This window comes from Faecalimonas umbilicata, from assembly GCF_004346095.1.
GTDB lineage: Bacteria > Bacillota > Clostridia > Lachnospirales > Lachnospiraceae > Faecalimonas > Faecalimonas umbilicata.
In genome coordinates, this window is the sequence record NZ_SLZV01000022.1 from 36,542 (window position 1) to 62,397 (window position 25,856).

Consider the following 25,856-nt stretch of genomic DNA (forward strand, 5'->3'; position numbering starts at 1 on the left):
GTCCATGGAATCTTTCGTTTTCATACACCTGATCACATTTAAGAAAAGAGGAATTACATATGGCTTTTGATGGAATTACAATCGCAAATATTGTACACGAATTAAATAGAAATCTGCTCGATGGAAGAATCAACAAAATCGCTCAGCCTGAGACAGATGAATTACTGCTGACAATCAAGACACCCGGCGGACAGCGCAGGCTCAGTATCTCTGCCAGCGCTTCGCTGCCGCTAATCTATCTGACAGAGGGAAACAAACCAAGTCCAATGACTGCCCCGAATTTCTGTATGCTGCTTCGCAAACATATCAACAACGGGCGCATTACGAAAATCTGGCAGCCAAAACTGGAACGGATCATCCATTTTGAAATCGAACATCTCGACGAGCTTGGAGATCTCTGTAAAAAAGAATTGATCGTGGAGATCATGGGGAAACACAGCAATATCATTTTCTGTAATGAGGACGGAACGATCATTGACAGTATCAAACATGTATCTTCCCAGATAAGTTCTGTCCGGGAAGTTTTACCGGGACGCACATATTTTATCCCGGATACGATGGAAAAGTCCGATCCTCTCTCGGTCTCTTTTGCAGAATTTCAACGGGTACTGACCGAAAAACCGATGCCGCTTGCCAAAGCAGTCTATACAAGTTTTACCGGCATCAGCCCTGTCGTCGCCGAAGAGATCTGTTATCTCTCCGGAATTGACTCTGCACTCACTCCAAGAGAGCTCTCCGAAGATCTCCTGACACACCTTTACCGTCAGTTTACATTGTACTTTGAGGAAGTGACTGCCGGACATTTTTCTCCGGCAATCTATTATCATGGTGCAGAGCCGAAGGAATTCAGTGCACTTCCACTGACTCACTTCTCCCAGTACATCAGAAAAGAATATGACTCCATTTCACGCCTGCTGGAAGACTATTATGCAGAAAAGAATACACTGACCCGCATCCGCCAGAAATCTGTCGACCTTCGCCGTGTCGTGCAGACTGCCCTGGAGCGAAACCGCAAAAAATATGACTTACAGGCAAAACAACTCCGAGATACAGAAAACCGTGAAAAATTCAAGGTCTACGGGGAACTGATCCACACCTATGGCTACAATCTGGAGCCTGGTGCGAAAAAGCTGGAAGCGCTGAATTATTACACAAACGAAATGATCACAATTCCGTTGGACAGCACAAAGACGCCACAGGAAAATGCACTGAAATATTTTGAGAAATACAATAAGCAAAAACGGACCTTCGAGGCACTGACTTCTCTGATCGAGGAGACAAGAGATGATATTTCCTATCTAGAGTCTGTCAGCAATGCGCTCGATATCGCACTCAGCGAAGATGATCTGACACAGATCAAAGAAGAATTGATCGAATCCGGCTACATCCGCCGGAAATTTACGAAAAAGAAAGTAAAGATTACAAGCAAGCCTTTCCATTATCTCTCCAGTGATGGCTATCATATTTATGTCGGCAAAAACAATCTTCAAAATGAAGAACTTACTTTCCACTTTGCCTCTGGAAATGACTGGTGGTTCCATGCCAAAGGAATCCCTGGCTCGCACGTCATTGTAAAGACAAACGGAGAAGAACTGCCGGACCGTACCTTCGAGGAAGCCGGAAAACTCGCCGCGTACTATTCGAAGAACCGCGGAAGTGAAAAGATTGAGATCGATTACATCGAAAAAAAACATGTCAAAAAACCAAAGGGAGGAAAACCTGGATTTGTCGTATATTATACCAACTACTCACTGATGATCGACTCAGATATTTCACAGATCAAGCAACTGGAAGACTGATTAAATTACATATGTTCAAAAGCTTAAAAAACAAAACTGCCGCATCGGTTTTCTCTGATGCGACAGTTTTTTCATTTCCTTCTTGTTCTAATTAATAGTCCCAGATATCGATCATAATACTAATAATCTTCTTGGAATCTTTGTCAAATTCAATTCCCAAAGAACGTGTAAATAATTCATCGTCCCAGCTGTAGGTGAGAATTCCAGTCTTAGTGTCTTCTGATTTTTCTCTCGGCTCTCCGTATTTTTCAAGTAATTCAGCCTCTGTCATGCCAAGGCGGACATCTCCCGGAAGTGCAATATCAACAATGCCCTCTCCATCACGGCTTGTGATATAGAACCCTGTCAAAGTGCAATCTGACACTTTTGCATCCTTATCTCCTGTATTTTCACAATACACGCCTACCTGATTTCCATTTTTGTCCTTCAACATTGGAAATTCTGTTTCCCCCGGTTTCACCATCTTATCTGCCGGTACCTCTTCGGCATCAACCTTTAAGCCTGCTGCCTCTAATTCTGAAACCTTACACGGAAGTGTCACTGTTTTTCCGCTCACATTCAGCTCTAAGGATTCCCAGGAAACGGTTCCCTTCTTTTCTGTCTCATCCACATCTGCAGTGTCTTCCTTCTCAACCTCTTCCTCTGTATCCTCTTCGAGATCTTCTCCCATCTCTCCTCCCAGCAATCCATCGATGCTTCCATCTGCATCTATGGCTTCTTCTTTTGCTTCTTTTGGAAGTTTGATTTCTTTCACTTTATTATACTCATCAAAAGTCATTTCCAGATTCAGTTCCTGGATCTCCATCTCTCCGCTTTCTTCCATTGCTGTCATGAGTACATCTTTCATATCAATAAAAATGCTTGCAGGAAGAATCTCTTTCTTATATACAGTGATAGTACACGGAATCTCCAGTTCTTTCAATTCTTCCTCCGATACTGCTCCTCCCATTCCAAAAGCATCCAGCATATCTTCTCCCAACACATCTGTTGCAAATTCACCACCGATATCTCCCTTAAGCTCAAAGCATTCTTTTCCATTTACGGTCACGAGTTCTTCTGATAAGGTAAATGCCTTTGCCTGCTTTGTCAATTCTTCCACCATACCCGCATTCAATGTGGTTTCTTCCTCTCCACTTTCCACAGGTGATTTCGTCCACATGTTATTCACATAAGTATAGCTCATCAGCCCATCATCTTCTTTTACCTGATAATTCGACATATCCATCGAAACCTCTGTGCCCGCAATATCCATCAAGAGCTTTCCTTCCATCTGGAATCCTTCTGACTTTTCTACCGATGCGAGATCAAAATCCATTTTCATCCCCACACTTTGACCTTCTACCGCAAATTCCATATTCGCAGTCATCTTTCCCGAGATAGACTCAATCGTCTCACCATTCTTGGCCATATCTTTAAAAAGACGTTCCGGGGTTGCTTTCTTCTTACATCCAGCTCCAGATACACAGAGCATTACTGCAATCAATCCTATCGTACCTGCTTTTTTCCATTTTCTCATAGGCTTTCCTCCGTTGTGTTGATTTATCGGTATTATATCATTTTTACTGTGCATTTTCCATATTTTTACGCTGCATTTTTATATTTTTTTGTGCACTTATATCTTTTTGATATCTTACAAAGAAATCAACACCGGAAATATCACCTCTGAGCCCTTCTCCCTTTAATAGTTTCCAAGTATCTTGAGATTTCTCGCTTCTTCCCGAATACCACGGATGGCATTTTTTACAGCGGCATCGTTAAGATTTCCTTCAAAGTCCACAAAGAACCTATATTCCCATGTCCGTCCTTCAATCGGTCTTGATTCGATCTTTGTCATATTCAGATTATTGTAAATAAAATGGGAAAGGATGTGATACAAAGACCCGCTCTCATGTGGTATCTCAAAGCAGATACTGATCTTTCCCGCCTGTTTCAAATATACCTTCTGATTAGAGACAATGATAAAGCGAGTAGAATTATTACTGTTATCATTGATTCCCTCTTTCAGAATCTCCAGATGATGGATCTTTGCTGCATACTCACTGCATACCGCTGCCTGTGTCTTCTTCTGCTCCTTTAGCACTTTCTGTGCTGCGATTGCTGTATTTGCCACACTGATCTGCTGCCAGTTCCGATGCTCATCTAAAAATCTGGCACTTTGCATCAGCCCCTGCGGATGAGAATATACACACTCAATTTCTTCTATTTTTGTTCCCGGAAGCCCTGCAAGCATATGTCGGATTGGAAGTACAATTTCCCCTACAATGTGGTTCTCAAATTCAACAAGTAAATCATATACCTGACTCACAGCCCCTGCAGATGAATTTTCAATAGGAAGTACTGCATAATCCGCGAGTCCATCCTCCAATGTTTCCATCGCGTCACGGAACGTCTGCACATGAAAGCTGTCACATTCCTCCCCGAAATAGCTGTGGAGCGCCGCCTGACTGTATGCTCCTTCCACACCCTGGAATACAAGTCTGGCACCTTTCTTATCGAGGGAATCAATCCCAATAAATGCCGTCTTCCCGATCACTCCATGCTCTGTCAGAATCTGATACTGGAGTTTTCTGCTCATTGCCATCAGCTGTTCATACAGTTCGGTGATTCCTCTCTGATTAAATTCATTGGATGCCATCTGTGAGAGTGTCGCCAACTTCTGCATCTCTCTCTCCTTGTCATATACTTTCTTACCTGATGCGATCTTTGTGAGTCCTACCTCTGCGCACAATTCCATTCGCTTCTCATATAATCTCACAATCTGGCTGTCAATTTCATCCAGTTGTTCTCTGATTTCACTTAATGGTATCATCTGTCTTTCACCTCATTATCTTTTTTACCAAACTATGCTGTCGCAGAAAGCTCTCCGGCTTCTTTGTCCTGCACTTTGTATTTTTCCTATTATATTACAATTTCTGGATAAAATCTAGATTTTGGAAAATACTGTTACTATGAAAAATAAATTTATCTTATGCGGCACAGCAGGCTGGTGCATGGAAATCCTTTTTACAAGCCTGCATTCTCTTTTTCACAGAGACTACAAATTATCAGGGAAAACTTCCGTCTGGATGTTCCCAATCTACGGAATGGCAAGCATACTGACACCTCTCTTTGAGATGTTGCGAGGAAAAAGTGTGATGCTCCGCGGCAGTATTTATGCATGCCTGATTTTTCTAGGCGAGTTCTGTTCCGGCTCTCTTTTAAAAAAATACGATCTCTGTCCATGGGATTATAGCAATGCCAGATGGAATATCTGCGGTCTGATCCGCCTCGACTATGCCCCACTATGGTTTGGAGCCGGACTTTTCTTTGAAAGACTCCTTTCCAAGTCAGAGTGATCACATTGGTTCCCATAAAGCCTCCCTTTTTGTACTTGAAAATCTTGTCATTTTATTATATGATAAATAAAATAATTCAATATGCAGGAGGCTCTTATTATGGACACAACGCAATGTATTCAGACACGACGAAGTATTCGAAAGTACAAATCCGATCCAATCGATCACACTTTGTTAGAATCTATTATTTCAACTGCATCTTATTCTCCATCTTGGAAGAACACACAAATCACTCGCTATATCGCGATTGAAGACTCTTCCATTCTCAAAAAAATCGCTGATGATTATACCCCTTCCTACAATTCTAATATTGTCAGTCAGTTATCCATGTTAGTTGCGGTAACGATGGTAAAGGGGCGCTCTGGGTTTGAACGCGACGGTTCCTATTCCACGAAAAAAGGAGACCGCTGGCAGATGTTTGACGCAGGAATTGCCTGTCAGAGTTTCTGTCTTGCAGCGCATGAAGCCGGACTTGGAACAGTCATCATGGGAATTTTTGACGAAGATGGCATCCGCAACCTTCTCAACATCCCTGAGGAGCAGGAGCTTGCAGCTCTGATTGCAGTCGGATATCCGGACATTTCCCCGGAACCACCGAAGAGAAAGACTGTTTCTGAATTATTAACATACAAATAGGAGGAAGTTATGAGACACTTAATGAGTCCTTTGGACTTTACCGTAGAAGAATTAGACAAATTATTAGATCTTGCCAATGATATTGAAGCACATCCAGACAAATATGCCCATGCATGTGACGGGAAGAAGCTTGCCACACTCTTTTATGAGCCAAGCACCCGCACAAGACTAAGCCACGAGGCAGCTATGTTAAATCTCGGTGGAAGCATCCTCGGATTTTCTTCCGCTGACTCCAGCTCTGCTGCCAAGGGAGAAAGTGTATCCGACACGATCCGCATGGTATCCTGCTACGCGGACATCTGTGCAATGCGCCATCCAAAGGAAGGAGCTCCGATGGTTGCATGCCGCCACTCTTCCATCCCGGTCATCAACGCAGGGGACGGCGGACACCAGCATCCAACACAGACATTGACAGACCTTCTGACAATCCGCTCGTTAAAGGGACGCCTTGGAAATCTTACAATCGGACTTTGCGGTGATTTAAAATTCGGAAGAACAGTCCATTCTCTGATCCATGCCCTTGTGCGCTACGAAAATGTACGGTTCGTCCTGATTTCCCCGGAAGAGCTTCGTCTTCCAAGCTATATCCGCAAAGATGTATTAGATAAGAATAACATCCCTTACAAAGAAGTCATCAATCTGGAAGAGGCAATGCCGGAACTGGATCTCCTCTACATGACACGTGTTCAGAAAGAACGTTTCTTCAACGAGGAAGACTATGTCCGCATGAAAGATTTCTATATTTTAGATGCTGCCAAAATGTCTCTGGCAAAAGAAGATATGCTTGTACTTCATCCACTGCCTAGAGTCAATGAGATTTCCGTGGAAGTGGACAAAGACCCTCGCGCCGCTTATTTCAAACAGGTACAGTACGGTGTCTATGTCCGCATGGCGCTGATCCTCACACTTTTAGAAATCGAAGTTTAGACGGCAGAAAGGAGTTTATCATGGAAAACAATACATTAAATGTCAGCAGTATCTCAGAAGGATTTGTATTAGACCATATTCAGGCAGGAAAAAGCATGGATATCTATCACTACCTTCGCCTGGACAAGTTGGATTGCTGTGTCGCAATCATCAAAAATGCAAGAAGCAACAAAATGGGAAAGAAAGATATTATGAAGATTGAGTGTCCGATCGACATCATTGATCTTGACATTCTCGGATTCATCGATCACAATATCACGATCAATATCATCCAGAATGACAAAGTTGTTGAGAAAAAGCGTCTGGAACTCCCAAAAGAAATCACAAATGTGATCAAGTGTAAAAATCCTCGCTGTATCACTTCCATTGAGCAGGAATTGGAGCATGTATTTGTTCTGACTGATCCGGAAAAAGAAGTATACCGCTGCAAATACTGCGAAGAAAAATACGACAGAAAAAATCACTAATTGAATATATTTTTATTGCATTGGATTGCAAAAGGATTTCCTTTGTAACAAAAAGGTGTTCCTCTTCGAACGACAGGCAAAAAATCTATTGCCTGTCTGCTCGAAAAGGAGCACCTTTTTTCTGTTCTATTATTCACAATTGCAATTATAATACAAATTCCAACTGGCAATCACACGGTTCTTTCTCCACGCTCTTCTGATTATACTCGACTGCCTCCACACATCCCATTTCTTTGTAAAATGCCTGTGTCTCCTCACAGGAATGTGCAGAAATGTATAATTTCTTTGCGCCCATCTTTCTTGCAGCTTCCACGCACCTTGTAAAAAGCTGTCGTCCAATTCCTCTGTTTCTGCAATCATAAGAAGTATGTATACTGGTCAGTTCCAAATACTGCTTCTCCTGTCCGAAAAACTCGTGTTCTACCGATGCAAATCCCTTCAGGCGTTCCTCCACAAACGCACCGAAGACAACTCCTCCTGTCTGTATCGTGTGGATCAGACACTCCGTCAGATACCGATAGTCACTATCACTCCACTGTTCGTTAAATACGATGTCCTTCAATACCCATTCACCGTCTTCCTTCCGCCAACAGCGATTTACTTCCTGATAGCGGTCAAAGTCAGCAAACAGTGACACAGACAACTCAGATTCTTTGATTCTTCTGTAATTGATTCTACCTTTTCCCATAGTCGGTCCCTCCTGTAAAATCAAAAAGCATTAAGCAAGACGATAAGCCGGGTTATGTCGTTGGACAATCATCTATCTAGGCCTGCCGTTGCCGGAAGGCTCAAGCGACCTACCTAAAACGTGACGGGCCGCCACATTGTTTTCGTTCGGTCTTGCTTCGGATGGGGTTTACATATGCCCTCGCTGTTACCAGAGAGGCGGTAGTCTCTTACACTGCCCTTCCAACCTTACCGGTCATATGACCGGCGGTATATTTCTGTTGCACTAGCCTTGGAGTCACCTCCACCGGACGTTATCCGGCATCCTGCCCTGTGAAGCCCGGACTTTCCTCACCTGCCACCTTTCGGTGATTGCAGCTGCGATTGTCTGTCTTACTTAAATGCCTTTGTATTCTATCATCTTCTAGCAAAAAAGTAAAGACTTCTGTTAAAAAATACATCTTCTACTTCCATTTACCATACATTATAGCACATTTTTTCAATTTGCAAACACAATGACAGATATTTTTAACTTCTTTTCCAAGATGTATAATCTTCTGTCTTTCTGCCATACTAGACAGGGAAACGTAATACGAAAAATTTGAGGAGGGCTTAACAATGGCTGATATTTCTATCTTAGATTTACAAAATCTCCGTCATTTGATCGGAGGATATGACACAACACACTGCAAAATGACAGATTATGCTTCTCAGACAACCGATCCCGAAATCAAAAAATTGTTCCAGGATGCTGCAGACAGTGCAATGAAAAACAAACAGGAACTGATGAGATTTTTATAAGGAGGACATCAAAATGAACGAAAAAACAATGGTCGCAGATGCACTGGTAGGTATCAACGGAGAATTAAAAATGTTTGGAGAAATGATTCCACAGACAGAGAATAAAGAATTAAAACAATGTCTGAAACAGATCCGAAATTCTTGTGAAATGTCACAGGAGAAACTGTATGAAGTCGCACGCCAGAAAAGTTACTATGTTCCTGCCGCAAAGGCAACGGAGCAGGAAGTAAACCATGTCAAATCCATTCTGACTCAACCGACAATGCACTAATTTTTTCAGCCGCCTCCCCTGCTGCATCACTGTACCGAAGCCGGAGAGGCGGCTTTCTGTGTCTGAAAACCTCTCCGATACGGACATACATACGGTTCTTTTCTAAAATCTCCAACTTTTCTTATAATCCTAAGAATTCTTTACTTTCTTAATGACAAAAAATATTTTATCCTGTACAATGATATCTAACTGACAAAAGAACAAAAGAATTAAGGAGCTATTTTATGAGTATTTTAAATGTAGAACATTTATCTCACGGCTTCGGGGACCGTGCGATTTTTGAAGATGTTTCTTTCCGACTGTTAAAAGGTGAGCATATCGGACTTGTCGGTGCAAACGGAGAAGGAAAATCCACTTTTATGAATATTGTAACCGGAAAATTACAGCCAGATGAAGGAAAGATTGAGTGGGCGAAAAATGTACGTACTGGATATCTGGATCAACATACGGTTCTGGAAAAGGGCCAGACGATCCGTGATGTCTTAAAGTCGGCATTCCAGTATCTCTTTGCACTGGAGGAGAAAATGAATCAAATCTGCGACTCTCTCGGCGATGCAGATCCAGAAGAAATGGAAGCGCTGATGGAGGAGCTTGGGACAATCCAGGATACCCTGACACTTCAGGACTTTTATATCATTGACTCTAAAGTAGAAGAAGTTGCACGCGCACTCGGATTACTTGATATCGGTCTGGAGCGAGATGTCACAGATTTAAGCGGAGGACAGCGCACAAAAGTACTCCTTGCCAAGCTGCTTTTAGAGAAACCTGATATCCTGCTTCTCGACGAGCCAACAAACTATCTGGACGAGGAACACATTGTGTGGCTTAAGCGCTACTTACTTGACTATGAAAATGCCTTTATCTTAATTTCCCATGATATTCCATTTTTAAACGAAGTAGTCAACATCATTTACCATATGGAAAATCAGGAGTTAAATCGTTACGTCGGTGACTATAATCATTTTCAGGAAGTCTACGCAGTCAAAAAATCTCAGCTGGAAGCTGCCTACCGCCGTCAGCAGCAAGAAATCAGTGAACTAAAAGACTTTGTTGCCCGCAACAAAGCAAGAGTTTCCACAAGAAACATGGCGATGTCCCGCCAGAAAAAACTGGATAAGATGGATATCATTGAGCTTGCTGCCGAAAAACCGAAACCGGAATTTCGCTTCAAAGTCGGACGCACTCCTGGAAAATACATTTTCGAAACGAAAGATCTCGTGATCGGATATGACGAACCTCTTTCCAAACCACTCTCCCTTTCTATGGAGCGCGGTCACAAAATTGCGCTCGTCGGCGCCAATGGAATTGGAAAGACCACTCTGTTAAAAAGCATTCTTGGCCTGATCCATCCTCTGAAAGGTTCTGTGGAACTTGGGGAAAATCTTATGATCGGTTATTTTGAGCAGGAATCTGCACCAGACAATAAAACGACCTGTATTGAAGAAATCTGGAGTGAATTTCCGTCTTTCACCCAGTATGAGGTCCGTTCCGCACTAGCCAAATGTGGTTTGACGACAAAACACATTGAAAGTCAGGTTCGTGTGTTAAGCGGTGGAGAACAGGCAAAAGTACGTCTGTGCAAACTGATCAACCGAGAGACAAATATTTTACTTTTGGACGAGCCGACCAATCACCTTGACGTGGATGCCAAGGCAGAGTTGAAACGAGCTCTGCAAGAATACAACGGCAGCATTCTTCTGATCTGCCATGAGCCTGACTTCTATCAGGATGTGGTAAATGAAGTTTGGGACTGCACAAAATGGACAACGAAGATTATTTAATTTCATTTCAAAAATATTTCTGATGCAACAAAAAACTTCAGCAAGAACTCTTTTGCTCTGTCTTTCTTCTAAGATTCGACAGATTCAAACTGGTTCTTTGCTGAAGTTTTTGTTTGTTTTTTATCGTATTTACTTTTCCACTTGCTCAGATGCACAATCTTTCGGAGCTTCTTCCTTCTCCTCTGCTTCCTTCTCCTCTATCGGCAGGTTTCCTAAAAGAGGCTGTGACACTGGCACCTCATTTTTCATAAAATCCTGCTCTCCGGTCATCGGATTCCCCGAAAAAGACATTTCCCCTTTTTCTGTTTCATTCATGGCTGCTCCAAAAGTACCTGCCATAAACTCTCTCGCCGCAGAATTCTGTGCCTCTTCCTGATTTCTTGTCATCTTCTCCTGTCGGAACTGATCTTCTTCTTTTCTTGTGCAACGGAAAAAGTAAATTCCGACTGCAATGATTGCTGCTCCTGCCACTCCCTTTGTCAATACATTTCCAATATTCCAAAGAACATCATACATAAATCCCGGCAAAATGACATAGATCAGAGAGGAAATTCCATCCCACAGCAAAGTTGCACCGATCAGAATGATCAGAATCGTAATGATGGAACGGTAAGACTGGAAAAATCCTTTTTTATCGCTTCGAAACTCTTTCGCCAGTTCATCCATGTGAAGTAAATATCTGTCTTCTACCATGTAAAATTCTTCCGGGTTCATTGTCTTTAAGTTATGCACATGAAAAAAACTGTAAAACCATATAACCGGCAGTAAAAAAATCGGCCAGCCCATACCAAGCATTGCAATCAGTGCCACGCTTCCCCAAAATAGAATCATTAGACTGACTCCCTGCTTCTCAAATCCCATATAAAGCTCTCCCGCTCCCGGGATCAAAGAAGCTATCCATGTTAAAAACCCTTTTCTTTGTCTTCTCATACAAATCATTCCTTCCATTTATCTTATTGATTACTTTCTTTTGAACTAACTTTATTATACAAAAAGAACTTTAAGATAGGCGATATGATTTATTAAGATTTTATGAAATTTATCTTCTTGGCACGGCTATCCTCTTGTGTTTGCTTTACAGCTATTTTCGATTTCTTTTATACTCTTTTGCCATATGAATGACCTCTCCATGCAGAAGGATCAACGCTGCCAGGTTCGGAATTGCCATCAACCCGTTAAAAGTATCAGACAGTTCCCAAACAAGCTTCGGTGCAAGAACAGATCCCGGCAGAAGAAGCAATATGTAGATCAGTTTATATGGAAAAACTGCATGTTCTCCAAAAAGATATGCTGCTGTCCGCTCTCCAAAATATGCCCAGCCGATGATGGTCGCAAACGCAAACAGCGCAATGGAGATGGCAAGAAATTTGTCCCCATTTGGAAATACTGTTGCAAAGGCATTTCCCGTCAACGTCGTGCCGTCAATGTTTTCGACTCCATCTGCAATGTTTGAAATGCATCTCTGTGGATCATATACGCCTGAAGTCAATATTACAAGTGCTGTGATTGTACAGACAACAATCGTATCTATGAACACTTCTGCCATTCCCCACATACCCTGAATCTGCGGACAGCTTACATCAGAAGCCGCATGTGCCATCACCGAAGATCCAAGTCCGGCCTCATTGGAAAAAACACCGCGGGAAATACCCATTTTCATCGCCATCTTCACACCATATCCAGCCACTCCGCCTCCAACTGCACGCAGCCCAAATGCTTCTCCGAAAATCCATAAAAATGTTTCCGGAATTCTCTCATAATGTATCACAATGACAAGAAGACCTCCCAGAATATAGAATGCCGCCATAAACGGAACGATTTTTTCTGCTACCATCGCGACTCTCTGAACACCGCCGAGAATCACAACAGCCACAAGTACCATTAATGCCATTCCTGTAAATTGCTCCGGAATTTTCAATGTAGCTTTCAGCCCTTTTGCAATCGCATTGGCCTGTGTCATATTTCCCATTCCAAAAGAGGCGCAAAGACAAAATATAGAAAAGAAAACTGCAAGCCACTTCGCCCCCAGTCCCCGCTCCATATAGACCATCGCGCCCCCAACCCATGCACCTTCGGAGTTTTTGTAACGATATTTGATCCCGAGCACATTTTCTGCATAGATTGTCATCATCCCGAGGAACGCAGACACCCACATCCAGAAGACCGCTCCTGGGCCTCCGGTCACAATTGCTGTGGCAACTCCGGTAATATTCCCCGTGCCAAGCGTTGCTGCTAACGCCGTACAAAACGATTGAAATTGTGAAATAGACTGATGATCCTGCGCCTTTCTGACTCTCCGGTCATGAAACAATGCACCAAGTGTATCCCCCATCCAGACTTTCCAACCCTTAAACTGAAAGAAACCGGTTCGCAGTGTAAAAAGCATTCCGACACCAAGGAAAATGACCAGCATCCCCCGCCCCCATACGAACGCATTTACCACACTGTTGATTTGTCCTATTTTCTCTAGCATAACTCCTCCCATATTTCAAATTTCGATGCAAAGCGAACCTTTCGCTCTGTCCGTACTATCAAATATATGAGAATTTTTTCTGTTTATTAGTTTTCCCGCAAAATCATTTGCCCTTTTTTCGATCTCATAGTACAATACCACTATGCAAAGGAGCGTGACACAAATGACAGAACACGATATTCAACTTTTAAAATCACATTTTACTTTCTGGGACAAACTATCCCCTCATCAAAAAGATATTCTAATTGGAGGAACGACTGCTGTCTCCTATGAAAGAGGAGATTCTATCCACAGTGCTGACTTAGACTGTGTCGGTGTCCTTCTCATTAAAAAAGGCTCTGTCCGGGTATATATCCTCTCAGAAGATGGGCGGGAAATTACTCTTTATCGGCTGTATGACGGAGACATCTGTATTCTATCAGCTTCCTGCGTTCTTCAGTCAATCACATTCGACGTCCATATTGATGCCGTTTCCGACTGTGAATTTCTTCAGACGAATTCCTGTGCCTTTTCACAGATCATGCAGGAAAATATTTATGTAGAAGCCTTCGCCTACAAGCTGGCATCCGAAAGTTTCTCCGACGTCATGTGGGCAATGCAGCAGGTGCTTTTCATGAGTTTTGATAAACGGCTTGCCCTCTTTCTTTTGGAGGAATCCGCCAACGAACAATCCGATACGATCCACATGACTCACGAGCAGATTGCACGCTTCGTCGGCAGCGCCAGAGAAGTTGTCACCCGGATGCTCAAATATTTCTCCTCTGAAGGATATGTCGAACTTTCTCGCGGAAATGTACACATCACCAACCGCGCCGGTCTGACTTCCCTTACCCTGTAAACACCATTTTTCTAGATCAAGTGTTTCATACACTTATAAAACTATTCCCAAAATACAAAAAGGAAATGTCCTGCTTTTTACAGCTATTTAGACATTTCCTTGCTTTCTCATATTTTTTGCATCGTTTCTGCTTTCGTTCTCCTAGCACTTATGCATGGATCATTTCCAGTAACTCTTCTTTTGTCTTTGCCCCGAGCTCTTGTTTTGCAATCTTACCATCTTTGAATAAAATCAATGTCGGAATGGACATTACGCGGTATTCCTTTGCAATTTTCATCTGCTCATCTACATTGACTTTACAGATCTTTACATCTGTCACTTCCTCTGCCAGTTCCTCAATGATTGGCAGTACCATCTGGCAAGGTCCACACCATGGTGCCCAGAAATCTACTAAAACTGGTTCCTTTGCCTCTAATACTTCTTTTTGAAATGTTTCGCTTGTTAATTGAATTGCTGCCATTTTTCTTCCATCCTTTCTATTCCTGCAATGATTTATGGTCTGCCTGACATTCATCAGGTCTTTTTCCATTTCCTTTGTTATCTCTTATTATACTCATGATTGACAGAAACTCTGTGAGTTAGTCACAGTTTCTGCAATTTTTCTTACCAGCTTTTATCAGCAAAATTTTTTGTCTTGCCATCTCTTTTCCCCTTGCTAAACTTTTCTTTTTGCCAGCTTTAGCATATCATATTTTTTAATACTTCACATCCTCTTCTTGCGCTGTTTCGTTTTTCCACTTCTTATAATTATACGCAGCCTGAATAAAAACCGGCAGAAAAAGAATCACGCCAATAATCCTTGCATAGGAATATGCCGGAAACTCTTTATAAATTACGATGTTTATCATTATCCATACAGGTATCATCCATAATGTTCTGATTAATTTTCGTCTATAACTTAATTTCCAATAACAAACTTCAATCCCTTTGTCTACTTTTTCGCTCATATCATATCTTCTTGCAAGAAAAAAAGAAAGGGACAATCCAATGATCATACTAATTATCATTATCAAGAACATATTACCATCCTCCGATTTCTGCTTCTATTACGATAATTTTACCATTTTAGATCACTGTTACAAGTTAAATGTAGGTAAAGATTTTAGAAAATTATTCTTCTACTGTAAAAATTTCTTCAATCGTAACATGGAATGTCTTTGCGATATTCCATGCCAAAACCAATGATGGATTGTATTTTCCCTTTTCAAGGTTTCCTATAGTTTCTCGGCGTACACCTACTTTTGCAGCCAAGTCTTCCTGTTTCATATCAAATCTTGCTCTATACTCTTTAATTCTGTTTTTAATCATCGGACACACCACACCTATCTTTCCAATCAAAATAAGCAGTAACAAAACAGAAGACAATTATGGAAAACCCAAATCCCAAACCAATCCCTTTTACAAGCGCGACATTAGAATTATGCTCTATAATTGCATAATAGAACGTGACAATGGCCGTTATTACTAATTCAGAGAAAAACGCCCACGCAGCAGCTTTTCTCATATTTTGAACAAACATTTCATCTGTTTCCACAAAGAAATATTCAAAAAATAAGGCAAAACATAAAAACGGGAAAAAGATAGGATTATCTGTCCAAAATCCCAGCAAGCCAATGAGAGAGAAAAAACCTAAAAATCCATACCTACATTTCATAATAGACCTCCTTATATGTGGTATATTTAACACTTTATGTTATAAATATACCACTTTTTATGTTTGAAGTCAAGAATGCACACTACATCTCTCTCAACTTTTTAGAAACTATGAAACTACAAAGAAATGCTCCTGCTACAATAATAAAGCAAATGATTGTACACCATACAGGCACTCTCATATCTAATTGTACTCGTAGCAAAATAGTGATTGCTAAAAATACAGCTCCCACAATTTGTATAAAGTCTAATATCCTTTTTTGAAATGCCTGCAAATGCTTTTTATCTTTTATTCTTTCAGATTTCCATATTCCATAATTTACTTGAAAATCCTTTACATCTTCATCGGATATAAGTTCGTCCACACTTACGTCTAGTTCTAATGCCAGTTTTTTTGCTGTAATCAAATCCGGACATCTTGAACCTTTTTCCCAGCGACAAACTGTCTGCCTTGAAACATATAACTTATCTGCAAGTTGTTGCTGAGTAAGATTTTTTTCTTCTCTGAATTTTTTGATGTTATCATTTAACGCCATACTCCATACCTCTCTTTCATTCTCATCATATAACGATAAAATCTAAAATGAAAGTGCCAGTATGTATTTCCCTTGTTTCCATTTTGGTAACATCCATTTCACAAACCTGTTACGCTATTTTGCAGTATTCTACAACAGTGCTATACAAGCCACGAGACTAGCTCGTTCGCTTGACAGGCATACGACCTATAGATACCAAAAAAGATGGCCTTATTCCTATAAACAGGATAAGCCCATCTCTTTCTCTATTTGCGATTTCTATTTCTGCACAATATTAATAATTCTTCCCGGAACGTAAATCTCTTTTACAATCGTTCCTGTCAGTTTATCTGCCACTGCTTCTTTTCCTTTTGCAATTGCATCTTCTTTAGATACATCTGCCGCAAGTGTCACGACAGCTCTTGTTTTTCCGTTGATCTGTACAGCGATTTCAACCTCGTCGTCTTTCATCGCCTCTTCATCATAAGTCGGCCATCCCGCATTGAATACGGTTCCTTCGTGTCCGAGCTGCTGCCATAACTCTTCTGCCATATGCGGAGCAAACGGAGCAAGCAGTACTGCCAGTGTGCTTAATGTTTCTTTATCCACGCCGCCTGCTTTTTTTGCAATCTCATTCAGCTTATTGTTGTACTCCATAAATCCTGAAATAACTGTGTTTAAGCTAAAGCTTTCCAAACGTGTTGTAATATCATATACCATTTTATTGCGGATCTTGATCATCTCTTTTGTTGCGCTGACATCTTTGTCTTTGCTGTCCATAACGAGATTCCATACTTTATTTAAGAAACGGTAAACACCATCGATTCCTCTGTCATCCCACTCTGCATCTAATTCCGGTGGACCTACGAATAATTCATACATTCTCAGAGAGTCGCAGCCGTAATCTCTTACAAGATCATCCGGAGATACGACGTTTCCTTTTGATTTACTCATCTTAATTCCGTTTTTACCAGTGATCATTCCCTGATTGAATAATTTCTTGAATGGCTCATCAAAATCAATCGCCCCGATATCACAGAGGAATTTTGTATAGAAACGAGAGTACAATAAATGAAGTACCGCGTGTTCTACTCCTCCAATATACATATCTACCGGAAGCATCTCATCTGCTTTTTCTCTTGATACAAGTGCTTCGGAATTATGGCTGTCCACATAGCGGAGGAAATACCAGGAAGATCCAGCCCACTGCGGCATTGTGTTTGTCTCACGTTTTGCAGGTTTTCCACAAACTGGACAAGTTGTATTTACCCAGCTTTCAATTCCTGCAAGCGGAGATTCTCCTGTTCCGGTCGGCTCATAAGAATCTACTTCCGGAAGTGTCAGAGGAAGCTGATCTTCCGGTACTGGAACTGCTCCACAATCCGGGCAGTGTACGATCGGAATTGGTTCTCCCCAGTAACGCTGACGCGAGAATACCCAGTCACGCAGTTTATAGTTGACAGTTGCCTTTCCAAATCCACGTTCTTCGATGATATGCGGCGCTTCTTTTTTCAGAACAGCTGATTCCATTCCGTTCCACTCACCAGAATTGATCATCGTTCCTGCTGCCTCTGTATAGGCCTCTGTCATATTTTCAATTTCTTTTCCATCTTTTGCGATTACCTGTACGATTGGAAGATCGAATTTCTTTGCAAATGCAAAGTCACGATCATCGTGAGCCGGCACACACATGATTGCTCCGGTACCATAGTCTGCGAGAACATAATCAGAGAGCCAGATTGGTGTCTTTGCTCCATTTAATGGGTTGATCGCATAAGATCCTGTAAACACTCCTGTCTTTTCCTTATCCTGAAGTCTGTCTACATTCGACTTCATAGAAGCATCATAGATATACTGTTCTACCGCTTCTCTTGTCTCGTCTGTCGCAAGACTCTTAGCAAGCGCATGCTCCGGTGCAAGTACCATAAATGTCGCGCCGTGAAGAGTATCCGGTCTTGTCGTATAGACAGTGATCTTATCTTCTCTTCCCTCCACCTGGAAATCAACTTCTGCACCGTAAGATTTTCCGATCCAGTCTGCCTGCATCTTCTTTACCTTCTCCGGCCAGTCTAATTTATCGAGATCTGCAAGAAGCCTCTCTGCGTATTTTGTGATACGAAGCATCCACTGACGAAGATTTTTCTTTGTCACTTCTGTTCCGCAGCGCTCACATTTACCATTTACTACTTCTTCATTCGCAAGACCTGTCTTGCAGGAAGGGCACCAGTTGATCGGGAATTCCTTCTCGTATGCCAGTCCTTCTTTGAACATTTTTACAAAGATCCATTGTGTCCATTTATAAAATTCTGGATCAGTTGTATTGACTTCCATATCCCAGTCATAGAGAGCTGCGATCTCATTGATCTGTCTCTTAATATTTTTTACATTCTCAGCAGTAGAAATCGATGGATGCACACCCATCTTGATTGCATAGTTTTCTGCCGGAAGTCCAAATGCATCCCATCCCATTGGATGTACAATATAGTATTTCTGTAATAACTTATATCTGCTCCATACATCAGAGATTACATATCCTCTCCAGTGTCCGACATGGAGACCATTTCCTGATGGATATGGGAACATATCGAGACAATAATATTTCTCTCTCTTTCCATTTTCATCTTCTTTTACGTTCACTGGATGCTTCTCCCAGTTTTCACGCCATTTTTTTTCAATCGCCTTATGATTATAAGGTACTGCCATTCTTTTTTCCTCCTTTTTCTCCAAGAATTCCCTCTGCGGAAATCAATTTCCTATGCAATAAAAAAAACCTCTCATCTCATCAAGAGACGAAAAGGCTGACTTCCGTGGTACCACTCTTATTCATACAGCATCTCACTGTACGCACTCATTGCTTCTGTAACGGGAAGTCCCGCCTCTATCTACTTCCATACAGTGTATTCTGTATCTCTCGTTCAATAGAAGGGCTCCAAGGTGAGTTCGGAGATTACGCTGCTGCCTCACACCTGCCGGCAGCTCTCTGAAAACGATAGGCTCTTACTACTCCTCTTCTTTGCCATTGTCTGATTCAATCTGTCATCACAATTTCAATGATATTTCTATTTTATCATACGAAGACTATTTGTCAAGGCATTGGGAAAAGCTGTATTTTTTTGTAAATTTCGCATAAATTTTTATATTTTATTGCCATTTTCTTATAATTAGTGTATAATACATTACATAATCGACAGAACGAAAAAACATTATAAAGGAGATAGTGCCATGGTAAATTTATTAACAGGCCCTAAAGGGAGCGGCAAAACACAACAGATGATCGAATTAGCAAATGAGACAGTAAAGCAGTGTGACGGCAATGTAACGTTTATCAAGAACAGTCACAACGATACATACAGTTTATCTTTTGATATCAGAGTAATCTGTATGGATGACTATCCTTCCATCAAGAACATTGACGACTACACTGGATTTATTTATGGAATGCTTAGTGCTAACCATGATATTCAGGCTATTTTTATCGATGGTATTTTAAAACATGCCAATATTTCTTCTGAGAATATGCCTCGCTTCATTGAACGGTTGAAAAATATCTCTAAGAGACATGATGTGAATTTCTATTTAAGTATCAGCGCAGAGAAAGACCAGTTAAACGGAATTGACTTGACTGACTGTGCACTTCTTAATTAAAACAACGAAGCAATTCAAATGGAAAAGTTAATAGTTCACAATTTCCATTACTTTTAAAAGCCTTGCAGTAATTGCTACCGCAAGGCTTTTCTCTTATCTTTTTTCTATTTTCGTATACTCTATTTTCTTTCAAATGCAAGCTCAATCAGCTCTGTCACAAGCGCTGTCGTATCGATTCCTTTTTCTCTCCAAAGCATTGGGTACATGCTGATATTCGTAAATCCAGGCAATGTATTGATCTCATTGAAAATCACTTCATCTGTACCATGTTCCAGGAAGAAATCCACTCTGGAAAGTCCAAATCCATCTACCGCTTTGAAAATTGCAACAGCATCTTCTCTCACCTTTTCCAATGCTCCTTCTGGCAGTTCCGGATGAGTATCTGTCTTAGAATCCGGATTATTGTACTTTGCTTCATAAGTGTAGAACGTATCTGCTGCCTTAATTTCACCGACGTCAGATGCTTTCACATTCTTTCCACCAAGCACGGCACATTCAATCTCACGCCCTTTAATCGTCTCTTCTACAAGAATCTTTGTATCATGCTTTGCCGCTTCAAGCAATGCTGCCTGTAATTCTTCTCTGTCTTTTGCCTGATTGACTCCCTGAGAAGACCCTGCTTTAGACGGCTTTACAAATACCGGATACGGAAGCATTTCCTCCACCTTGTCAAGCGCCTTGTCGATCTCCTCAAGCTCATATGCATGGATTCCAACAAATTTTGCCTGACGGATTCCAAGGCGATCTACAATAATCTTCGTGTAAAGTTTATCCATGGATACCGCTGATGCAAGTACCCCACATCCGACATAAGGGATTTTCGCAAGTTCAAACAATCCCTGGATAGTTCCATCTTCACCGTACATTCCGTGAAGAACCGGAAAAATCACATCTACCTGGATCTTCTCCACAGTATCCCCCAGCACGAGAATTCCATGTTCTCCGGCATCCGGTGAAAGAATTGCCCGCTTTCCGTTTTCACGCCAGGTATCATTTCTAATTGCTTCTGTATCTTCCACTTTCAGCCAGCATCCCTCTTTTGTGATCCCGATCAAAACCGGCTCATATTTTGTCCGGTCAATATGCGAGATCACTGTAACTGCTGACTTACAGGAAACTTCATGCTCAGAGGATTGCCCTCCAAAGATTACCGCTACTCTCTGTTTCTTCTCTCCCATTTTTCCACATCCTTACTTTTCTTTTTTCACTTCTTTCTATTCTATCGGCATTTTCTATAAAATGCATTTCCAAAAATGCTGATTTCATTGCAAATCCTGCTCTATTTAATACTTAAAACTGTATTTGCCTTCTCATCCTGCTTATATTCAATCGTCACTTTCTGTCCCGGCTCATAGCGGATGACATCAATAAAGTCTACCACCGACACATCAAAAATCTCCTCTGATTCTTCCAGAAGAATATAGTAATGTGAGTTTCCTTCCACGACTCCCTGTGCAATCTTCGCAATAGTTCCTTCCATCGTCTGTACTTCTCGCTTGTCTTCCTCTTCCTTGATCACACCATCCGTCAGAAGAAGTTCATTGTATTTTTCCTCACACTGGCTTACCGTATCTCCGATTGCTACAAGCTGATATTTCTGTACATTTACCATCGCATACTTTTTAACAAGGCCCGCATCATCTTTTAATGCGATAAAATAAGTCGGCTCTCCGGAGAGATTTAAAAGAAGCGGGAAAGTCGCCTTGTATTTTAAGTTCTGTACCTGACCTTCTGCAGATGACATCGCAGAAGCCTCTGTAGCACCTTCGATCGGATAAAATTTTGTTTCCATTGTTCTCTGGTTCATCAGAACAAATCCGACGTTGGACTGGTCACCACTCACGGATGTCACACCCGTATATACCCATACATCGTCATCGATCGCAAGATAGTTATATCCTTCTGTCGTCTTCAGGCAGTCTTTCTGTCCAAGTACACTGTTCAAAAATCCATGTTTCAGCGCTCCATAGTAATCATAAAGCTGTACAAGAAGATCAGAAGAATATGCACGGTCAATCCACTTCGGCACATCATCGATCGCATAGTCTTTCGTCTCTCCTGTCACTGCATTGCACAGTACAACTCTTCCAACAGTCTCTCCTCCAAACAGACCAATGTTAAACTTCTTCACCGGGCATACCCAGTATGGAACTCCGTCATCATCTGTCTCAAAACTTAACTGGTCAAAAATATAAGTCGGATAATTGAAGCGCAAATGTCTGTAAATGTTCCGGTTAAAATATTCGCTTGTAGAATACTTGATACCTTTTTCTAATTTTACAAGCTCTGTAGACTGTGTGGCCATATCAATGCGGACATACGCCGGGATTCCTTCAGACTGATTCGTGATCCATTTAATGCCACTGGCATATTTGAGCGGAGAAACACGTACCGGTCTTCCTTGATAGTTGATCTGGCTGTAAATATCATCCACCTCAAATTGAGATACCATATCTACCATACTTCCCATCTTTCGATTTCCGAGAAGTGTTGCAGACTCTTTGTCAAGCAGCGGGATTTGATCAAAGGAAAGTTCTTCGATATCCTTTGTAAATTCTCCCTCCTCTACTTTAAGAAGCTTCTGATACTTCTTCGCATTTACGATCGGAGAAGAAAGTAACGCTCCCACAAGATACACAACAACAACTGCTGCCAGTACAAATAGAATCGCCTTCATCCCTTTACTCGTCTTAATCTCATCTGGGCGAAGCCGTTTCTTCCACGCGTAGATCAACGCAAGAACTGCAACTAAAATTCCAATAAAGAACCAAAAATCACGAGAGTGGATATTGATTGCCGGCAGTGTAAAATAGTAATACAAAAATGCAACAATCACAAGCACAATCGCTCCAATTATTTTCGCCTTTGCTTTTTTCATAACATCCTCCATTTTCTATATATCAATAAGTTATAATGAACAGTATAATACAAAAATATCATCAGCGCAAACAATGTCTGATGATATTTTATAAACTTCTTATAAACAATAGAATCTAGAAATGTTTTCTCCAGAAACTTGGAGAACAAATCATAAGAAATGGGAAGATTTCAAGCCTTCCGATCAGCATATCCATAGAAAATACAATTTTAGATAGCACCGAGAAAGACTGGAAGTTTTCTATCGGACCTACTCTTGAAATTCCCGGACCTACATTGCTCAATGTAGTCAGCACTCCCGATATGGTTGTCGCAAAATCAAAATTATCAAGTGCCACAAGAAGCACAGAAATTCCAAATACAAATACATATGCACTAAAATATGCATACACCCCTTGCAACGTCTCATTGCTGATTTTCTTTCCATTTACTTTTACAACATTAACCGATTTCGGATGCAGCATTCCTTTCACCTGCTTCAAAATACTTTTCCACAAGATCAGAAATCTGGACACTTTCACTCCACCTCCGGTAGAGCCGGCACATGCACCAATCACCATAATGAGAAGCAAAATACATTTTGACAATTCCGGCCACAAATTAAAGTCTGCCGTGGCAAATCCCGTCGTTGTAATAATCGATGCAACCTGAAAAATCGAATATCGGAAAGCTTTTAACGGTTCTTTGTAAATAGAGAGAACATTGCAGGTGATCACCAAAGTTGCCGCCACTATAATTCCCAGATATGCTCTGACTTCCTCATTTTTCCAGACAGATTTTACATCTTTTATTAAAAGGAGAAAATACATATTAAAGTTGATTCCAAACAGGATCATAAAAACGGTGATCACCCCGTCAATATAAGCACTGTCATAGTAAGCAACGCTGCTGTTATGATTTGCAAATCCTCCGGTTCCTGCGGTACTAAAGGAGTGAATGATACTATCATATAAGTTCATTCCTCCTGCCAGAAGGAAAATGATCTCCGCGACAGTGAGTGCCAGATACATTGCATATAAAAGCTTTGCGGTCTCTCGCGCTTTCGGAACAAGTTTATCCGCTTCTGGTCCTGGAACTTCTGCCCGCATTAAATGCATAGAACTTTTATCATCCAGAGAAGTCACTACCATAACAAACACAAGTACACCCATTCCACCAATCCAGTGCGTCAGACATCTCCAGAAATTCATTCCATAAGAGAGCGCCTCTATATCTGTAAGAATGGTAGATCCTGTCGTCGTAAATCCAGATACGGTCTCAAACAGAGCGTCCACATACGATGGAATCTCTCTTGACAAATAAAATGGAAGTGCTCCGAATACAGACCACAATATCCATGCTGCGGCTACGATCACAAGCCCGTCCTTCCCATAGATTCTTCCATTTTCTGGTTTTTTTCTACCAAAGAGAAGGAAAAAGACACACAGCACAGCGCTTGTAATCCCAAATGCTGCCATGTCTGAAGTTTCCCCATAAATCAAGGATACTGCTGCCGGGATACAAAGTACAAGCGCTTCCACCCCCAACATTTTTCCTAATACATAAGCTGTCATTTTGTAATTCATTTTTCTTCCACCACTACACTAAAATATCATGAAAATCCTGTACTTTGCATTTCAATGTAATTACGATCACACTATCCCCGATCTGGAGGCAATCCTCTCCTCCGGGAATAATAATTTTTCGATTCCTTACAATACATGCAATCAGCACATCTTTCTTAGTTTCCAGGCTCTTCAGTGGTACTCCCACATAGGAGGTCTGTTTTTTTATAATAAATTCCAGTGCCTCAACACGATCATCTACAAGATGGTACATTGCCTCAATATTAGCACTGCGGATTGAATTCTGGCGTGCACGCACATAGCTTAAAATTGCATCGGCAGTCGCAGATTTTGTCGATACAATGCTGTTGATCCCAAATCCTGCCACCATCTCTGCCCGGGAATCTTCATTGACTTTCGCCACAATCTTTGGAACTCCCTGCTGTTTTGCAAAAAGTGCCATGATGATATTCTCTTCATCCATTCCCGTAAGTGCAATAAAGGCATCTGCATCACCGATTCCCTCTTCGATCAGAAGTTCATTATCCGATCCATCCCCATGAATAATAGTAGCTTCCGGAAGCGCCTCACACAGTCCTTCACTCTTTGCCAGGTCTTTCTCTATGATCTTTACCTGCATTCCAAGCTTCGTCAACTGCTTCGCGAGATAGAATCCAACTCTTCCTCCTCCGCAGATCAATACCTTTTTGATTTTATTTTTACGATTTCCAATTTTTTTAAAGAAAATTTCCATCTCTCGATGAGATGCCGCTATGTGAAGCCTGTCTCCTGGCTGCAGGACAAATTCTCCATCCGGAATATAAACCTGTGTTCCCCGCTGTACTGCACAGATCAGAACTTTAATCTTATACTTTTTATAAAATTCTGCAAGGGATATTCCAGTAATCGAGCTTTCCTGCTGAAGCGGAAATTCTACCAGCTCCACTCTTCCTTTTGCAAACGTTTCCACCTTACTTGCAACCGGGAAGATCAGTACTCTGGAAATCTCATTTGCAACTGTCAGTTCAGGGTTTACTGCCATACTTAAATGCAGATCTTCCTTCAAAATATCAAGCTGCTGCAGATAAACCGGATTTCTTACACGGGCAATCGTATGTCTGGCCCCCAGTCTTCTGGCAATCAGACAACTTAACATATTCAGTTCATCCGTAGATGCACAGGCAATCACCAGATCTGCGTGGGGTACATCCGCCTGCTTCTGCACCTCTGCACTGACTCCATCTCCAGTGATACAGAAAATGTCCAGCCTGTTGATGGTCTCTTTCAATTTTCCCTCATTTGGATCGATCAAAACGATGTCATAATTTTCTTCAGAGAGTTGTTTTGCAAGCTTAAAGCCCACTTTCCCATCTCCTATAATTACAATTTTCATCGCACTTTCCTCTTTTCTCACATTACTTTTTCATTTTGTAAATTACTCATTGTCTAAACCGATAATCAGCATGCAAATTATAACACTTTCTATTAGAAAGTCAAGGGAAATCTTTATGTAATTTTAATGTATTTTTACATCGGGAATTCTTCTTTTAACTTGAACTATTTTTATGCATTTAGAAATGTGTACAAACACTGTAAAATCAAGCATTTGTATTAGATTTGTTTTATTT

The 25,856-nt window shown here is 41.3% G+C and carries 25 protein-coding genes, 1 other RNA gene and 1 other annotated feature; of the genes, 10 read left to right on the plus strand and 16 right to left on the minus strand.

The window, feature by feature from the left end; translation table 11 throughout:
• Positions 1-59 precede the first annotated feature (59 nt).
• A complete protein-coding gene (locus EDD74_RS10655; protein ID WP_116442456.1) occupies positions 60-1,799 on the plus strand; it encodes an Rqc2 family fibronectin-binding protein in 1,740 nt (579 codons plus the stop codon).
• Between the two features lie 91 nt (positions 1,800-1,890).
• On the opposite strand, the gene EDD74_RS10660 is transcribed toward EDD74_RS10655, so the two are convergent.
• Both EDD74_RS10660 and pheA read right to left on the minus strand, forming a co-directional pair.
• Entirely contained in the window at positions 1,891-3,315 is a 1,425-nt protein-coding gene (locus tag EDD74_RS10660; protein WP_116442457.1) for a DUF6612 family protein, read from the minus strand.
• A gap of 162 nt (positions 3,316-3,477) precedes the next feature.
• Positions 3,478-4,608: a prephenate dehydratase gene (gene pheA / locus EDD74_RS10665; RefSeq protein ID WP_116442458.1), complete on the minus strand. Its 1,131-nt coding sequence runs from the start codon at positions 4,606-4,608 to the stop codon at positions 3,478-3,480.
• Between the two features lie 139 nt (positions 4,609-4,747).
• Here pheA and EDD74_RS10670 point away from each other — a divergent pair, with 139 nt between their 5' ends.
• The 4 genes from EDD74_RS10670 (at position 4,748) to EDD74_RS10685 (ending at position 7,164) form a co-directional block, all read left to right on the plus strand.
• A complete protein-coding gene (locus EDD74_RS10670; RefSeq protein ID WP_081637471.1) occupies positions 4,748-5,134 on the plus strand; it encodes a putative ABC transporter permease in 387 nt (128 codons plus the stop codon).
• Between the two features lie 99 nt (positions 5,135-5,233).
• Positions 5,234-5,770, plus strand: coding sequence for a nitroreductase family protein (locus EDD74_RS10675; protein ID WP_116442459.1), 537 nt, complete (start codon positions 5,234-5,236; stop codon positions 5,768-5,770).
• Between the two features lie 9 nt (positions 5,771-5,779).
• Complete coding sequence (pyrB, locus tag EDD74_RS10680; protein WP_016440735.1) at positions 5,780-6,697, plus strand: aspartate carbamoyltransferase; 918 nt, start codon at positions 5,780-5,782, stop codon at positions 6,695-6,697.
• Between the two features lie 20 nt (positions 6,698-6,717).
• Entirely contained in the window at positions 6,718-7,164 is a 447-nt protein-coding gene (locus EDD74_RS10685; RefSeq protein WP_016440736.1) for an aspartate carbamoyltransferase regulatory subunit, read from the plus strand.
• 145 nt (positions 7,165-7,309) lie between these two features.
• Here EDD74_RS10685 and EDD74_RS10690 read toward each other — a convergent pair whose 3' ends face one another.
• Both EDD74_RS10690 and rnpB read right to left on the minus strand, forming a co-directional pair.
• On the minus strand, positions 7,310-7,852 hold the full coding sequence (locus EDD74_RS10690; RefSeq protein ID WP_008975118.1) for a GNAT family N-acetyltransferase: 543 nt from the start codon (positions 7,850-7,852) through the stop codon (positions 7,310-7,312).
• A 27-nt stretch (positions 7,853-7,879) separates the two neighbouring features.
• Positions 7,880-8,230: RNase P RNA component class A (gene rnpB, locus EDD74_RS10695), an RNA gene on the minus strand.
• A 218-nt stretch (positions 8,231-8,448) separates the two neighbouring features.
• On the opposite strand from rnpB, the gene EDD74_RS10700 reads away from it, so the two are divergent.
• From EDD74_RS10700 to EDD74_RS10710, 3 genes are all read left to right on the plus strand, one after another.
• Complete coding sequence (locus EDD74_RS10700; protein WP_008975117.1) at positions 8,449-8,631, plus strand: hypothetical protein; 183 nt, start codon at positions 8,449-8,451, stop codon at positions 8,629-8,631.
• 13 nt (positions 8,632-8,644) lie between these two features.
• Entirely contained in the window at positions 8,645-8,902 is a 258-nt protein-coding gene (locus tag EDD74_RS10705; protein WP_008975116.1) for a spore coat protein, read from the plus strand.
• A gap of 224 nt (positions 8,903-9,126) precedes the next feature.
• The gene (locus EDD74_RS10710; protein ID WP_116442460.1) at positions 9,127-10,683 is read left to right on the plus strand and encodes an ABC-F family ATP-binding cassette domain-containing protein; all 1,557 of its coding nucleotides are present in this window, start codon (positions 9,127-9,129) and stop codon (positions 10,681-10,683) included.
• Positions 10,684-10,812: 129 nt separating this feature from the next.
• Here the strand turns inward: EDD74_RS10710 and EDD74_RS10715 are convergent, their stop codons facing one another.
• Together EDD74_RS10715 and EDD74_RS10720 are read right to left on the minus strand one after the other, a co-directional pair.
• On the minus strand, positions 10,813-11,613 hold the full coding sequence (locus tag EDD74_RS10715; RefSeq protein ID WP_116442461.1) for a hypothetical protein: 801 nt from the start codon (positions 11,611-11,613) through the stop codon (positions 10,813-10,815).
• Positions 11,614-11,764: 151 nt separating this feature from the next.
• Positions 11,765-13,156 carry an alanine/glycine:cation symporter family protein gene (locus EDD74_RS10720; protein WP_116442462.1) on the minus strand — a complete coding sequence of 464 codons (1,392 nt, stop codon included), beginning with the start codon at positions 13,154-13,156 and terminating at the stop codon, positions 11,765-11,767.
• A 163-nt stretch (positions 13,157-13,319) separates the two neighbouring features.
• On the opposite strand from EDD74_RS10720, the gene EDD74_RS10725 reads away from it, so the two are divergent.
• Positions 13,320-13,994 carry a Crp/Fnr family transcriptional regulator gene (locus EDD74_RS10725; RefSeq protein WP_016438449.1) on the plus strand — a complete coding sequence of 225 codons (675 nt, stop codon included), beginning with the start codon at positions 13,320-13,322 and terminating at the stop codon, positions 13,992-13,994.
• Positions 13,995-14,142: 148 nt separating this feature from the next.
• Here the strand turns inward: EDD74_RS10725 and trxA are convergent, their stop codons facing one another.
• The 6 genes from trxA to leuS all read right to left on the minus strand — a co-directional run bounded on the left by trxA (position 14,143) and on the right by leuS (position 18,865).
• Positions 14,143-14,454 (minus strand): thioredoxin, encoded by a 312-nt coding sequence (trxA, locus tag EDD74_RS10730; protein ID WP_008975111.1) that lies wholly within the window; start codon positions 14,452-14,454, stop codon positions 14,143-14,145.
• A 235-nt stretch (positions 14,455-14,689) separates the two neighbouring features.
• Complete coding sequence (locus EDD74_RS10735) at positions 14,690-14,941, minus strand: hypothetical protein (protein WP_242990200.1); 252 nt, start codon at positions 14,939-14,941, stop codon at positions 14,690-14,692.
• Between the two features lie 163 nt (positions 14,942-15,104).
• The gene (locus EDD74_RS10740; protein WP_116442464.1) at positions 15,105-15,302 is read right to left on the minus strand and encodes a helix-turn-helix transcriptional regulator; all 198 of its coding nucleotides are present in this window, start codon (positions 15,300-15,302) and stop codon (positions 15,105-15,107) included.
• Positions 15,295-15,648, minus strand: coding sequence for a DUF3796 domain-containing protein (locus EDD74_RS10745; protein WP_116442465.1), 354 nt, complete (start codon positions 15,646-15,648; stop codon positions 15,295-15,297). The genes EDD74_RS10740 and EDD74_RS10745 overlap by 8 nt, the downstream gene beginning before the upstream one ends.
• Before the next feature lie 82 nt (positions 15,649-15,730).
• On the minus strand, positions 15,731-16,183 hold the full coding sequence (locus tag EDD74_RS10750; protein WP_116442466.1) for a helix-turn-helix domain-containing protein: 453 nt from the start codon (positions 16,181-16,183) through the stop codon (positions 15,731-15,733).
• Between the two features lie 258 nt (positions 16,184-16,441).
• Positions 16,442-18,865, minus strand: coding sequence for a leucine--tRNA ligase (gene leuS / locus EDD74_RS10755; RefSeq protein ID WP_116442467.1), 2,424 nt, complete (start codon positions 18,863-18,865; stop codon positions 16,442-16,444).
• A gap of 79 nt (positions 18,866-18,944) precedes the next feature.
• Positions 18,945-19,185: a binding site (T-box leader), on the minus strand.
• Positions 19,186-19,384: 199 nt separating this feature from the next.
• On the opposite strand from leuS, the gene EDD74_RS10760 reads away from it, so the two are divergent.
• On the plus strand, positions 19,385-19,807 hold the full coding sequence (locus tag EDD74_RS10760) for a hypothetical protein (RefSeq protein ID WP_008975105.1): 423 nt from the start codon (positions 19,385-19,387) through the stop codon (positions 19,805-19,807).
• Between the two features lie 119 nt (positions 19,808-19,926).
• Here the strand turns inward: EDD74_RS10760 and EDD74_RS10765 are convergent, their stop codons facing one another.
• The 4 genes from EDD74_RS10765 to trkA form a co-directional block, all read right to left on the minus strand.
• Positions 19,927-20,985 (minus strand): D-alanine--D-alanine ligase family protein, encoded by a 1,059-nt coding sequence (locus EDD74_RS10765; RefSeq protein ID WP_116442468.1) that lies wholly within the window; start codon positions 20,983-20,985, stop codon positions 19,927-19,929.
• Positions 20,986-21,086: 101 nt separating this feature from the next.
• Positions 21,087-22,685, minus strand: a complete 1,599-nt coding sequence (locus EDD74_RS10770) for a CvpA family protein (protein ID WP_116442469.1) — start codon at positions 22,683-22,685, stop codon at positions 21,087-21,089.
• Between the two features lie 115 nt (positions 22,686-22,800).
• A complete protein-coding gene (locus EDD74_RS10775; protein WP_009262247.1) occupies positions 22,801-24,249 on the minus strand; it encodes a TrkH family potassium uptake protein in 1,449 nt (482 codons plus the stop codon).
• 13 nt (positions 24,250-24,262) lie between these two features.
• Positions 24,263-25,621, minus strand: a complete 1,359-nt coding sequence (gene trkA, locus EDD74_RS10780) for a Trk system potassium transporter TrkA (RefSeq protein ID WP_008975101.1) — start codon at positions 25,619-25,621, stop codon at positions 24,263-24,265.
• Positions 25,622-25,856 lie beyond the last annotated feature (235 nt).

Excerpts from the sequence above, each read along its gene's own strand:
- EDD74_RS10700 (WP_008975117.1), top strand. The coding sequence starts at position 8,449 with ATGGCTGATATTTCTATCTTAGATTTACAAAATCTCCGTCATTTGATC.
- EDD74_RS10725 (WP_016438449.1), top strand. The coding sequence starts at position 13,320 with ATGACAGAACACGATATTCAACTTTTAAAATCACATTTTACTTTCTGG.
- EDD74_RS10735 (WP_242990200.1), bottom strand. The coding sequence starts at position 14,941 with ATGAGCGAAAAAGTAGACAAAGGGATTGAAGTTTGTTATTGGAAATTA.
- EDD74_RS10720 (WP_116442462.1), bottom strand. The coding sequence starts at position 13,156 with ATGCTAGAGAAAATAGGACAAATCAACAGTGTGGTAAATGCGTTCGTA.
- EDD74_RS10690 (WP_008975118.1), bottom strand. The coding sequence starts at position 7,852 with ATGGGAAAAGGTAGAATCAATTACAGAAGAATCAAAGAATCTGAGTTG.
- trkA (WP_008975101.1), bottom strand. The coding sequence starts at position 25,621 with ATGAAAATTGTAATTATAGGAGATGGGAAAGTGGGCTTTAAGCTTGCA.
- EDD74_RS10675 (WP_116442459.1), top strand. The coding sequence starts at position 5,234 with ATGGACACAACGCAATGTATTCAGACACGACGAAGTATTCGAAAGTAC.
- EDD74_RS10660 (WP_116442457.1), bottom strand. The coding sequence starts at position 3,315 with ATGAGAAAATGGAAAAAAGCAGGTACGATAGGATTGATTGCAGTAATG.
- pheA (WP_116442458.1), bottom strand. The coding sequence starts at position 4,608 with ATGATACCATTAAGTGAAATCAGAGAACAACTGGATGAAATTGACAGC.
- leuS (WP_116442467.1), bottom strand. The coding sequence starts at position 18,865 with ATGGCAGTACCTTATAATCATAAGGCGATTGAAAAAAAATGGCGTGAA.
- EDD74_RS10770 (WP_116442469.1), bottom strand. The coding sequence starts at position 22,685 with ATGAAAAAAGCAAAGGCGAAAATAATTGGAGCGATTGTGCTTGTGATT.
- EDD74_RS10705 (WP_008975116.1), top strand. The coding sequence starts at position 8,645 with ATGAACGAAAAAACAATGGTCGCAGATGCACTGGTAGGTATCAACGGA.
- EDD74_RS10715 (WP_116442461.1), bottom strand. The coding sequence starts at position 11,613 with ATGAGAAGACAAAGAAAAGGGTTTTTAACATGGATAGCTTCTTTGATC.
- pyrB (WP_016440735.1), top strand. The coding sequence starts at position 5,780 with ATGAGACACTTAATGAGTCCTTTGGACTTTACCGTAGAAGAATTAGAC.
- EDD74_RS10765 (WP_116442468.1), bottom strand. The coding sequence starts at position 20,985 with ATGGGAGAGAAGAAACAGAGAGTAGCGGTAATCTTTGGAGGGCAATCC.
- EDD74_RS10760 (WP_008975105.1), top strand. The coding sequence starts at position 19,385 with ATGGTAAATTTATTAACAGGCCCTAAAGGGAGCGGCAAAACACAACAG.
- EDD74_RS10745 (WP_116442465.1), bottom strand. The coding sequence starts at position 15,648 with ATGAAATGTAGGTATGGATTTTTAGGTTTTTTCTCTCTCATTGGCTTG.
- EDD74_RS10710 (WP_116442460.1), top strand. The coding sequence starts at position 9,127 with ATGAGTATTTTAAATGTAGAACATTTATCTCACGGCTTCGGGGACCGT.
- EDD74_RS10655 (WP_116442456.1), top strand. The coding sequence starts at position 60 with ATGGCTTTTGATGGAATTACAATCGCAAATATTGTACACGAATTAAAT.
- EDD74_RS10685 (WP_016440736.1), top strand. The coding sequence starts at position 6,718 with ATGGAAAACAATACATTAAATGTCAGCAGTATCTCAGAAGGATTTGTA.
- EDD74_RS10750 (WP_116442466.1), bottom strand. The coding sequence starts at position 16,183 with ATGGCGTTAAATGATAACATCAAAAAATTCAGAGAAGAAAAAAATCTT.
- EDD74_RS10740 (WP_116442464.1), bottom strand. The coding sequence starts at position 15,302 with ATGATTAAAAACAGAATTAAAGAGTATAGAGCAAGATTTGATATGAAA.
- EDD74_RS10670 (WP_081637471.1), top strand. The coding sequence starts at position 4,748 with ATGAAAAATAAATTTATCTTATGCGGCACAGCAGGCTGGTGCATGGAA.
- trxA (WP_008975111.1), bottom strand. The coding sequence starts at position 14,454 with ATGGCAGCAATTCAATTAACAAGCGAAACATTTCAAAAAGAAGTATTA.
- EDD74_RS10775 (WP_009262247.1), bottom strand. The coding sequence starts at position 24,249 with ATGAATTACAAAATGACAGCTTATGTATTAGGAAAAATGTTGGGGGTG.